Annotated in this window: 5 protein-coding genes; 3 read left to right on the plus strand and 2 right to left on the minus strand. The window is 62.4% G+C overall.

The genetic code is table 11. The annotated features are described in order from the left end of the window. Positions 1 to 71: 71 nt before the first annotated feature. Complete coding sequence (locus BT116_RS14125) at positions 72 to 5,684, minus strand: putative Ig domain-containing protein (RefSeq protein ID WP_072344718.1); 5,613 nt, start codon at positions 5,682 to 5,684, stop codon at positions 72 to 74. A gap of 322 nt (positions 5,685 to 6,006) precedes the next feature. Between BT116_RS14125 and BT116_RS14130 the strand changes: the two genes are divergently transcribed. The 3 genes from BT116_RS14130 to hemN all read left to right on the plus strand — a co-directional run bounded on the left by BT116_RS14130 (position 6,007) and on the right by hemN (position 9,304). Next, a complete protein-coding gene (locus tag BT116_RS14130; RefSeq protein WP_072344720.1) occupies positions 6,007 to 6,450 on the plus strand; it encodes a CopD family copper resistance protein in 444 nt (147 codons plus the stop codon). A 95-nt stretch (positions 6,451 to 6,545) separates the two neighbouring features. Then, the gene (locus tag BT116_RS14135) at positions 6,546 to 7,919 is read left to right on the plus strand and encodes an oxygen-independent coproporphyrinogen III oxidase (protein WP_072344723.1); all 1,374 of its coding nucleotides are present in this window, start codon (positions 6,546 to 6,548) and stop codon (positions 7,917 to 7,919) included. Further along, complete coding sequence (hemN, locus tag BT116_RS14140; RefSeq protein ID WP_072344726.1) at positions 7,916 to 9,304, plus strand: oxygen-independent coproporphyrinogen III oxidase; 1,389 nt, start codon at positions 7,916 to 7,918, stop codon at positions 9,302 to 9,304. Before BT116_RS14135 ends, hemN begins: the two co-directional genes overlap by 4 nt. 170 nt (positions 9,305 to 9,474) lie before the next feature. Here hemN and BT116_RS14145 read toward each other — a convergent pair whose 3' ends face one another. After that, positions 9,475 to 12,153 carry an excinuclease ABC subunit UvrA gene (locus BT116_RS14145; RefSeq protein ID WP_072344729.1) on the minus strand — a complete coding sequence of 893 codons (2,679 nt, stop codon included), beginning with the start codon at positions 12,151 to 12,153 and terminating at the stop codon, positions 9,475 to 9,477. Positions 12,154 to 12,370 lie beyond the last annotated feature (217 nt).

The raw sequence follows: 12,370 nt of genomic DNA on the forward strand, positions 1-12,370 counted from the left end.
ATAGCGGTGGGTCAGTCAGCATCCATGCTGGATGTGCCGCAGCTATTGCGGGTAAGCCTGCTCAGGGGCAATCAGGCGGTGAAGTCGCTGGCGTGCAGCTCCTTGACGCCCACCAGTTCGAATTCGAACTCGGGGGTGGCGTCGGCGTTGGTACTGCCGGAGAGGATGCCATCGACGAAGCGCAGCTGGCCGGTGGCGTTGGTGGCGTCGAAGGCGTTGCTGCCGATGAACGTGAAGGCATCGACCGTGACGGTCAGCGGGTTGGCGTCCAGGCCGGTGAGGTCCAACTTGTCGAACTCCGTACTCTTGAAACCGCTAATCACATCGCGCAAGGCCCCGACGCCCATGTCCGACAGCGCACCAAACGCGTAGGTGTCCGCGCCCGTGCCACCGGTGAGGTTGTCGGTACCTGCGCCGCCAATCAACCGGTCATCGCCCGAACCACCCACCAGCGTATCGTTGCCGGCCCCTCCGTCGAGGACATTTGCCGCGCTGTTCCCCGACAGTGTGTCGGCGTAGGCGCTTCCTTTCAGGTTCTCGATGAACTTCAAGGTGTCGAGCCCGGACCCCACGGTGTTCTGTTGCGCTGACGTCGAGAGGTTGACGGTCACGCCGGACAGGGCGCGCTCGAAGCTGGCCGTGTCAATGCCATCGCGTCCATCCAGCACATTGTTACCGGCGCCGGCGAACAGCGTATTGTCCAGCGCGTTGCCGGTGCCATTGGCGGCGCCGGTGCTATCGACATACAGGTTCTCGACGTTGTTGCCCAAGGTATAGGTCGCGAGGCTGCTGTGCACGCTGTCGATCCCGCCAGTCACGGTATTGCTGTTGGTCTCGATCACGCTGTCGTCGGCATTGTCGACAAAGTAACTGTCGTTGCCGTCACCACCGCTCATGCTGTCGTTCCCTGTGGCGCCGTCGAGTACGTTGTTGGCGGCATTGCCGGTGATGAAGTTGCGCCGTTCATTGCCGGTGCCGTCGATGTCCGATACACCGGTGAGCACCAGGTTTTCGAGATTGGCCCCCAGCGTCCAACTGACCGAGGCCTGCACCGTGTCGATCTGCGCGGTCGAGGTGTTGGTTTCCACCACACTGTCTAACGCGTTGTCGACCACGTAGATGTCGTTGCCATCGCCGCCGGTCATGGTATCGGCGCCCAGGTCGCCATCGATCGTATCGTTGCCCGAGCTGCCCACCAGGGTGTCGTCCTGGTCGGTGCCGGAGATCATCCCGCCCTGGTTCTGGGCGTTGTCGAAGATGTCCTGCACGCTGTTGTTGTCGTTGGGGTTGCCCTGGAAGCCCAGGTCATCGGCAATGTAGTCCGCCAGGCGTTGACCGACGATTTCCGCTGACTCCTCGTGCAGGTGCCAGACGTCATCGGGATACACCAGCGGGTCGACTTCGTAGCGCAAGGGCAGGTCGGTGTAGTCCACCGCCAGCTTGACGTCGGCGCGCTCGGCGGCCATGGCCTCCTGGGCGGCGCGGACATAACCGACGCCCTCGACGATGGACGCGATTTTTTCTTCCGAATAACCCCGGGCCCGGGCCGCATCCTCTTCGTAGTGACCGGTTTCCATCAGGTAGACGCTGAAGTTGCCAAATTGGGCATGCAAATAGTCGAACACCTTCAGGGTCGCGGCCTTATAGGCCGCTGCTGCCGCGGCCTTGTCCGTGGCGCGGGCGATTTCCTGGGCGGCTTCCTCGCCCTGGCCCCAGATGATGCCCATGGTGACGTTGTCGATCGACTGCAGTTCGGTGCGCTGGTCGCGCAGCAACGTCACCGCCCGCAACAGTGCCGGCCCGGGTTGGTTGGTGTCTGTCAGCCACCAGCACAGTTGGAGTTCCTCGGGGCTGAGCGTGGACAGGCCGTTGACCGTGCTGCCGCCGACCGCGATGTCGATACCGTTGCCATCGGCATCGGTGAACTGGCTGCGCACGTCGTAGGTGGTGTAGCGGTTCAAGTCATTGACCAGCATCGAGGTGCCGGATTGGTCATCGTCCTCGGTCATGCGCAGCAGGCGCGCATTGGATTGGCCGAGGGTGGGCAGGTAGAGAATGTCCTGCTGGGCGCGCTCGCCGAAGACGAAGTCGTTGGCGGTGAGGGTGTTGAGGTAGTTGCCGTTGAGGGCGATCTCGAAGCGATTGCCATCGGCGTCGGCTTCGGCGGACTTGATGTAGGTTTTGTCGCCCGCCGTGTTCAGGGTCATGTACAGCGTGCCGTTGCTGCCATCGCCGAGGCCGAGAAAGCCCAGCCCCGAAACGTCGATTTTGTCGACGCCAACGGTAAAGTCATAAATCGTGTCGGTGGCCGTGACACCCCCGGTGTCGTAGTCGCGGTAGCTGTCGGAGAGGTTGCTGTAGCGGAACGTGTCGGCGCCATCGCCACCGTACAACGAGTCGCGTCCGGCACCGCCGTCGACGATGTCCGCGCCGGTGCCGGCCTTGATCGTATCGTTGCCGCCGAGGCCGAGGATCAGGTCCGCACCCGTCGTGCCGTTGAGGGTTTCGGCGTTGTTGGTGCCGGTAATGGTGTTGGCGGGCGCATCGGCCACCACCAGGCTGAAGTTGTCGCTGACCGAGGCGCCCGAGGGGTCGGTGGCCTTGACCAGTATGTCGTAGTTGCCAGCAGCGGTGCTGGTTGGCGTGCCGCTGAAGGTCAGGCTGGTGGCATTGAAGCTCAGCCAGGTGGGTAGGGCGGTGCCATTGGCGAGGGTCGCGGTATAGGTCAGCACATCCTGGTTGGCGTCGGTGAAACTGTTGCTCGCCACGGTGTATCTGAAAGGCGTGCTTTCACTGGCGTTCTGGTCCAGGAGTGGGGTGGCCACGACCGGGGCCACGTTGGTGGGGTTGGTCTGGTCGGCGAAGACGAAGTGATTGGCCGTCAGGCTGCTGACGAAGTTGCCCGCCATCGAGATCTCGAACCGGTTGCCGTTGGCATCGACCGTGAGGTCCTTGAGGTAGGTGCGGTTGGTCGACGAGCTGTAAGTGACCTGCAGGGTGCCGTTGAGGCCGTTACCCAGGCCGGTATAGCCAAGCGCCGAGACATCGATCTTGTCCGCCGTCAGCTCGAAGTCGAGGATCTGGTCACTGGCGCTGGTGGAACTGGTGCGGTAGCTATCGAGTTTCGAGGTGTAGCGGAACACATCGGCGCCGGTGCCACCGGTGAGTTTGTCGACCCCGGTGCCGCCGACCAGGATGTCGTTGCCGGCGCCGCCATTGAGGGTGTCGTTGCCCGCGCCACCGAACAGTTGTTCATTGGCCGCGGTGCCGGTCAGCGTGTCGTTGTTCGGCGTGCCATTGATCACAATGGTGGTGGGAACGTCCTGCACGGCGAGGGTAAAGCTGTCGCTGACGGTGGCGTTGCTGCCGTCGCTCGCTGTGACCTGGATGGCGTAGGTGCCCGACGCGGTGTCGGGTGGCGTGCCACTGAAGGTGCGGGTGGCGGCATCGAAGATCAGCCAGCTGGGCAGGGCGTTGCCATTGGCGAGTTTGGCGGTGTAGCTCAGGCTGTCGTTGTCCGGATCGGTGAAACTGGTGGCCGGCACCACGTAACTGAACGGGGTATTTTCGGTCGCGTTCTGGTCCAACAGCGGCGTCGCCAGTACCGGCGCCTGGTTGGTCGGCGAGGTGGTGGCGAAGATGAAGTTGGCGCTGGTCAAAGTGTTGAGGTAATTGCCATCCAACGCCACTTCGAAGCGGTTGCCATTGGCGTCGGCCTCCAGGGATTTGATGTAAGTTTTGGTGCCGGCACTGTTGAGCACCAGGTACACGGTGTTGTTCTTGCCGTCCCCCAGGCCAGTGAAACCCATGGCCGAGAGGTCGATCTTGTCGGCGCTGACGTTGAAGTCGGTGATCAGGTCGCCGAGGTTGGCGCCACCAGTGTTGTAGTTGCGGTAGCTGTCCAGGCGGTTGGAGAACACGAAGGTATCCGCCCCGGCGCCACCGGTGAGGGTGTCCATGCCGGCACCGCCGTCGAGCTTGTCGTCGCCGGCGCCGCCACTGAGGCTGTCATTGCCTGCCAGGCCGAGCAGGGTGTCGGCCGCATCGCTCCCCAGCAGTGAGTCGCTGCCGCTGGTGCCGGTGACCACCCGGTTGAAGATGAAGTTGCTGGCGGTCAGGGTGCTGGCCAGGTTGCCCGAGAGGATCAGCTCGAAGCGATTGCCGCTGGCATCGGCGTCGAAGTCCTTGATGTAGGTGCGGTTGTTGCTGGCGCTGTAGCTGACCTGGAGGGTGCCGCCACGGCCATTGCCCAGGCCCGTGAAGCCAAGGCCGGCGAGGTCGATCTTGTCCTGGGTGACGTCGAAGTCGGTGATGGTGTCATCGAAACTGGTGGTCGCGTTGCGGTAGCTGTCCGACTGTGCGACGAACCGGAACGTATCGGCGCCGGTGCCGCCGGTGAGTTTATCGATGCCGGCGCCACCGACCAGGATGTCGCCACCGGCCGCGCCATTGATCGTATCGTTGCCTGCGCCGCCATAGAAAATTTCGTTGGCCGCGCTGCCGAGCAGTGTGTCGTTGCCCGCGGTACCTTGCACGGTGGTCATCGGCACCGTGGCGCTGACGTAGCTGCCGTCGCCATAGACCAGCGTGGCGCCCTTGCTGGTGTGGCTGATGGTGTTGGCGATGATGGCGTTGCGGTCGGTGCCGTCTTCATTGCGCTCTGCAACACCGTAGGTCGACAGGTCGCTGCCGCTGATGATGTTGCCCTGGATGAGGTTATCGCTGCCGTTGAAGTACTTGCCGGACACGCCCAGGGTGTCGTCGTAGGACTGGATGATGATTTCCGGTACGGCACCGCCCAGGGAATTGTTGTTGAGGGTGTTGTCGATGATTTCGACGTGGTTGCTGCCGTAGATGCGGATCCCGGCGCTGCTGTTATCGTGGATGTCGACGCCGGTGACGGTCACTTCGCTGGAGAGCTTGATCAGCACCCCTTCGGCGCCGTTGCCGTACACCTCGCCGCCGGTGATGGTGATGTTGCTGGGCGAGGGAATGTTCTCGCTACCGCGCTGGACCACGATGCCATTGCCACCGTTGTCGTAGGCGACGTTATTGGTCATGGTGAAATCGTGGGTGCTGGTGACGACGTTGAAGCCGTGGCGGTCGTTGTCGTAGGCGACGTTGTTTTCGAAGGTGCTGTCGCTGAGGAAGTCGGCGACGAAGCCGTCCAGGCCGTTGCCGTGGGACACGCTGTTCTTGATGACCATGTTGACGGTTTGCTCGTGGGGGTCGAAACCGTACCCGGAGCAATCCTTGATCTCGACGCTGTCCAGGGTGACGTTGGAGTCGTAGCCTTCTTCGCCTGGAATGTAGCCGTTGAACCAGCCGTCGACCTTGCCGGTGGTACTGTCGCGGTTGCCGTCGATGGTGAGGTTGCTGACGCCGAAGTCGTGGGTTTCCTCGCCGTAGGCCGAGCGGATGATACCGGTGATCTTGGTGTCGGAGCCGTCGACCAGCTTGACCGTGGTCGCGCCCATGCCGTCGCCGTACAGGTAGACGTTGCTCTTGAGCATCAGGCAGCCATCGGAAGGTTCCTCACCCCCCGAAACGATATAGGTACCGGTCGGCATGTACACCTGCCCACCGCCGGCCGCTGCCGCCGCATCAATCGCACTTTGGATGGCTGCCGTGTCGTCGGTGATGCCATCTCCTTTGGCGCCAAAATTTTGTACGTTGAAAATCATGAGCTTATCTCCGTATCAGGCTTAAACCTAGGTAGACGTCAACATTCCATCGACGACCTTCGTGTTATGACCCAGCGGAGCGCAAAAGTTGTGACCGCATATCGGGGAAAGTGTCAAAAAGCCGGACTAACTGATCAGCGGTTGTGTCGTGGAGGGCAGGAGTAACGTTTCGTTGACGCTTCTGAAGCCCGACGCCGCCTACTGTGGGGCCGTTGGTGTGGCGGACATGCGGTTTCCTTGATTGGTATCAAGCCCGTTTCCAGGGCTGCGGGATAACCTCGAATAAACCATCGCTCCGCTGAAGAGGGCGACCGAGGACCCCATGATTTATCCGCTGTTTCTGACCTTGCACCTGTTTGCCGCGCTGGTTTTCATCGGCACGGTTTTCTTCGAAGTCCTGTTCCTGGAGAGCATCCGCAAACAACTGCCCATCAAGGTCATGGTGCTGCTGGAGCAAGGCATCAGCCAACGCGCCCGGCAGTTGATGCCGTGGGTGCTGCTGGTGCTGTTCGGCGCGGGCATTGGCATGGTCTGGCTGCGCTATTGGCCGGTGCTCTCGTCGCCGTTGCAGTCATCCTTCGGTTTGCTGCTGGGGCTCAAGATCCTGTTGGCGGGCAGTGTGCTGGGCCATTTCCTCTGGGCCATGTGGCTGTTCAGGAGCGGGCGCATGAACGCCCGCTACGTGCACATCATCCATATCAGTGTGTTCCTGCACATGGTCGCGATCGTGCTGCTGGCCAAGGCCATGTTCTACGTCGCCTGGTAAGCGCTGGCGCGTGGTTCCAAGGCGCTTGATACAGGTCAAGGTGCCCCGGCGGGTTACCCCGCAAACTGCACCCGCACTGCCACTCGGAGATTGTCATGTTCGACCCGTTCCATACCCTCGGTGAGCGACCTTCGGGCCGCGCGCCTGTGGTGGCTGATTTCGATTGTCCGGTCGGTACACGTAGATTCCACACAGGCATCGGTTCGCTCGACCTGCTCCGAGGGTTGCGCAGCAGCCGTCAGAAACGACGGCCCTTGTCCCTGGCGGTGCATCTGCCTTCGCGCTTGCGGCTGGCGTCGTGTTCGCCCCTGGCCAGTGACTGCCGGTGCGGCGAGATCGAGGGTTATCTGCAACGTCTGATGTATGAGCTGGGGTTGGTCGGTTGCCACTTGGGCGCAGGGCGGCGTGTCGAGCAGTTTTGCCTGACCGGTGGCACACCGGTGATCGCTCATCTGCAGAAGTTGATGAGTGACCTGCGCAAGCGCTTCGACTTCAGTGAATACGACGGTGGCGACCACAGTATCGAGGTGGACCTGCACCACACGGATTGGTCGACCATGGGCCTGATCCGTGACCAGGGTTTCACCCATGTCAGCATCGGCGTCCCCGACATTAGCGTCGACAGCGACCTGTCGGTCGATTGCTACCAGAATCCGGCTCCGATCCATTCGTTGATCGATGCGGCGCGCACGTTTGGTTTTCGCTCCATCAACATTGACCTGGGCTACGGTCACGCTTGGCAGACGCCCAGCAGTTTCGCCCTGAAACTGGCGACGTTGATCGAACTGGAACCGGACCGGTTGCACATTTTCGACTATGCCCGCGCGCCTTATCGTTACCGCTCGAAGAACGCCGGGGTGGCCGGTGCCTTTTGCAGCCCGGCCGACAAGGACGCCATGCGGCGGATCTGCTGCGAGCAACTGATTGGCGCCGGTTATCACTACATCGGCCTGGGCCAGTTCGTCAGGGCCGACGATGACCTGGCGGTGGCCCAGGAACACGGACGCCTGCATCGCAATTGCCAGGGTTTTACCCGTCACGGTTGCTGTGATCATGTGGGCTTCGGTCTGTCGGCCATTACTCAGATCGAGCACCTGTACGTACAGAACACCGACGACCTGCATCAATATTGCCAACAGCTGGATGCCGGGCAGTTGCCGGTGTGTCGCGGCTGGCGCTGTGAAGCGCAGGATCAGGTCAAGGCGAGCGTGACCGAGCAGCTGTCCTGTGATCTGGAGCTGGATATCCTGGCCATCGAGGCACGCTTCGGCCTGGTGTTTCGCGAGCATTTCGCGTCTGTCTGGCCGTCGCTGGAAGTGTTGCATGACCAGGGATTGATCGAACTGTCGAGCCGGTTTATCGGCATCCTGCCCGCCGGGCGCTTGAACGTCGATGCGATCTGCAATCTGTTCGACCCAGGAATGGATGACGCAGGCCCACACCCTTTTGAAAAGTTGAACCCATCATGAATGCTGTATCCGGTTTCAATCGTGCCTTGGTGGAGAAATACGACCGCCCGGGGCCGCGCTACACCTCTTATCCGACGGCGCCGCAGTTCCACCAGGCCTTTGCCATGGACGAATACCAGCAGGCTGCCCAGCGCAGCAACCAGGCGCCGCAGCCCAAGTCGTTATCGGTGTACATCCATATCCCGTTCTGCCAGAGCCTCTGCTATTACTGCGCGTGCAACAAGATCATCACGCGCAAAAGCCATCGTGCCGTCGAATACCTGACCTACCTCAAGCGCGAAATTGCCCTGCAGGCGAGCTTGTTCGATCGCTCGCGTAAACTGACCCAACTGCATCTGGGCGGGGGCACGCCGACTTACCTGACCCATGAGCAACTGGCCGACCTGATGGACTGCCTGCACCAGTCGTTCGACATGGACGACAGCGACGCCCATGAGTTTTCCATCGAGGTCGATCCGCGGACCATCGATGCGCAACAGATCCAAGGCTTGCGCCAGCTGGGGTTCAACCGCCTGAGCTTTGGCGTCCAGGATTTCGACGCCCAGGTGCAGATCGCCGTCAATCGAGTGCAAAGCGAAGCCCAGGTCGTCGAGCTGGTGGAGGCCGCGCGCCTGGCGCGTTTCAAGTCGGTCAGCGTCGATCTGATCTATGGCCTGCCTTTGCAGACCATCGCCAGTTTCGATGTCACCTTGAGCAAGATCATCGCCCTGCGTCCGGACCGGATCGCGGCCTACAGCTACGCCCACCTGCCGCAACGGGTGCGGGCGCAACGGATGATCCGGCCAGAAGACATGCCGCCGCCAGAGCGCAAACTGGAGTTGCTCGAGCTGACTATCAATCGCCTGACTGAAGCCGGCTACGTCTATATCGGCATGGACCACTTTGCCTTGCCGGATGACGAACTGGTACGCGCCCGCGCCCAGGGCAGCCTGCAGCGCAATTTCCAGGGTTACTCCACCCACGCCGACTGCGACCTGATTGGCCTGGGGGTGTCCTCGATCGGCAAGGTGGGCGACAGCTACAACCAGAACGTCAAGGAGCTTTCCCAGTATTACGCCCGGTTGGATCAAGGCTTGCTGGCGGTGCAGCGTGGTTATCGGCTGAGCGACGACGATCGCCTGCGGCGCGAGGTCATCAGCGAACTGATGTGTCACGCACGCATCGACTTCGGCCAGATCGAGCGCGCCCACGGCATTCGATTTACCGAGTACTTCGCCGATGCCCTGGACCGACTCCAGGAGCTGGTGCGCGACGGGTTGCTGGACCTTCGCGACGACGAGCTGGTGTTGTTGCCCCAGGGGCAATTGATGATGCGCAACGTGGCCATGGCTTTCGACGCGTACCTGGGGGCGGACCAGACGGTTCAGTATTCGCGTACGGTCTGAGTGGGGCGGCCAGCTGATAGACCTGTGGCGAGGGGATTTATCCCCGCTGGGGTGCGCAGCAGCCCCGGAACCTGACGTCGCGGAGTGTCAGGTTCATATCGTCAGCTTTTTTTCGGGCTGCTGCGCAGCCCAACGGGGATAAATCCCCTCGCCACAAGTGATTTTTCCCCCTATAGAGAGCGGTTTCGTTTCGACTCCCCGGGCTGCAAAGCCCTTTTCAGAAACTCCGCCGTCCGGCTTTCCCGGCAGGCCGCGACTTCCTCCGGAGCCCCGCAGGCCACGACGTTCCCACCTTGGGAACCTGCCCCCGGGCCGATGTCGATGACCCAGTCACTCTGTGCCACGACGCGCATGTCATGTTCCACCACAACCACCGTGTGACCGTCCTCCACCAGGCGATTCAGCTGTACCAGCAAGCGGTCGACGTCTTGGGGGTGCAGCCCGTTGGTGGGCTCATCCAACACATACAACGTCGCCCCCCGGGCCTTGCGCTGCAGTTCTGTCGCCAGCTTGATCCGCTGGGCTTCGCCGCCGGACAGTTCCGTGGCCGGTTGGCCCAGGCGCAGGTAGCCCAACCCGATATCCTGCAGCACCTGCAATGAGCGCCTGGCCGCCGCTTGCTCGGCAAACACCTCGAGTGCTTGGTTCACGGTCAGTTGCAGCACTTGGGAAATGTTCAAGCCCTGCCAGTTCACTTCCAGGGTCTGCGGGTTGTAGCGCGCCCCGTGGCAAGTGGGGCAGGGCGCGTACACGCTGGGCATGAACAGCAATTCCACACTGACGAAACCTTCGCCCTCACAGGTCTCGCAACGGCCCTTGGCGACGTTGAAGGAAAACCGTCCGGCATCGAATCCCAGTGCTTGCGCCTGCGCTGTCGCGGCAAACAGTTTGCGCACGTGATCGAACAGCCCGGTGTAGGTGGCGAGGTTGGAGCGCGGAGTGCGGCCGATGGGTTTCTGGTCCACCTGCACCAGCCGCCTGACCGCTTCAAGCCCAGCGCTAACGCGCCCGCCGCTGGTTTGCACGGGTTCGTCTTCCAGGCTTTGTTCATCGGGTTCGGCGTTGGGGATGGCCTGGCCCAGATGGGCGCCGACCAGATCCAACAGGGCCTGGCTGACGAGGCTGGATTTGCCTGAGCCGGAGATGCCGGTCACGGCGGTGAAGCAACCCAAGGGAAAGGCCGCGCTCAAGTTGTCGAGGTTGTTGCGGGTGATGCCTTCCAGGCGCAGCCAATCCCTGGGTGTCCGAGGGCTGCGTGCCATAACGTGTTCCTCGCCAAAGAGGTAGGCGCGGGTGCGTGATTCCGGCACTTGGCCAAGGCCTGACGGCGGACCGCTGTAGAGGACTTTCCCGCCTTGTTCGCCGGCGTCCGGGCCGACGTCGATGAGCCAGTCGGCGCGGCGCATGGTATCGAGGTCATGTTCGACCACAAACACCGAGTTGCCCGCTGCCTTGAGGCGTTGCAGGGCGCCAAACAGCGCCTCGCTGTCGGCCGGATGCAGGCCGGCGGAGGGTTCGTCCAGCACGTAGATCACCCCGAACAACTGGGAATTGAGCTGGGTCGCCAGGCGCAGGCGTTGCAGTTCGCCGGACGAAAGCGTCGGCGTGCTGCGTTCCAGGGCGAGGTAGCCCAGGCCCAGGTCGATCAGGGTGACGATCCGTTCCAGCAGCTCGGCGGCGATGCGTTGGGCGGCCAGGCGTTTCTCCAGGGAGAGATTGGGCGTGTGGCGCGCGTCGGGCCCACCCGCGTGCGGGTTGTCGCCCCTGGCGGCGCGTTGCTCGCGGGCTTTTCGGGTTTGCTGGTGGCTGAGGACGTCGCCCGTTTCTTCGGCCTGTTCCAGGTAGTCGGGTGCCAGGACGCGCTTGAGCACTTCGGCCAACTCAAGCAGCGGCAGGTGCGACAGCTCGGCGATGTCCAGGCCGGCAAAGGTCACCGTCAACGCCTGGCGTTTGAGCCGCTTGCCTTCGCACACGGGGCAGGGACTGGCGCGCATGTATTGCGCCACGCGTTTGCGCATCTGCGCGCTTTGGGAGTGCATGAAGGTGTGCAGCAAGTAGCGTCGGGCGCCACTGAACGTGCCCTGGTAGCTCGGTTCGAGCTTGCGTTTGAGAGCAGCGCGGGTCTGGGCCGGGGTGAGCCCGGCGTATACGGGAACGGTAGGGGTTTGTTCGGTGTAGAGAATCCAGTCCCGCTGCTGCTTCGGCAGGTCGCGCCAGGGGATGTCGACGTCATAGCCCAGGGTCACCAGGATGTCCCGCAGGTTCTGCCCCTGCCAAGCCATGGGCCAGGCGGCCACGGCGCGCTCGCGGATGGTCAGCGACGGGTCCGGCACCATGGAGGCTTCGGTCACTTCATAGACCCGGCCCAGGCCATGGCATTCCTGGCAGGCACCTTGTGGCGTGTTGGGCGAGAAGTCTTCGGCATAGAGCATCGGTTGGTCGGCCGGGTAGCTGCCGGCGCGGGAGTAAAGCATGCGAATCAGGCTCGACAGTGTGGTGACGCTGCCCACCGATGAGCGTGCGCTGGGAGTGCCGCGCTGTTGCTGCAAGGCGACTGCCGGCGGCAGGCCCTCGATGCTGTCCACGTCTGGCACGCCGACCTGGTCGATCAGGCGCCGTGCGTAGGGTGCGACGGACTCGAAATAACGACGCTGTGCTTCGGCGTAGAGCGTGGAGAAGGCCAGCGATGACTTGCCGGACCCCGACACACCAGTGAACACCACCAGGGCATCGCGGGGGATATCCACGTCGACGTTCTTGAGGTTGTGTTCGCGGGCGCCACGCACCCGGACGAAACCGGTGCCTTGCGGCAAGTCAGCGGCTGAAGTAGGGGCGTGGCGTGGGGGCATCGGGCATTCCTTGTGGACATTGGTGCAACGTTTCAGGGCGTTATGGGCGCTGCATTATGGCGATGGCAGAGTGGACTGGATCACAGCGCTGACAATTATGCGACCGGGTTCAACCGTTCGCGTGCGATAAAAATTCATTCCGGGCGCAAGGCTCTGAAGATCGTTCCTCACGCTCCGCGTGGGAATGCCACCAGGGACGCTCCGCGTTCCGCTTCTG

The organism is Pseudomonas sp. NFACC16-2 (assembly GCF_900119205.1).
GTDB classification, from domain to species: domain Bacteria; phylum Pseudomonadota; class Gammaproteobacteria; order Pseudomonadales; family Pseudomonadaceae; genus Aquipseudomonas; species Aquipseudomonas fluorescens_Q.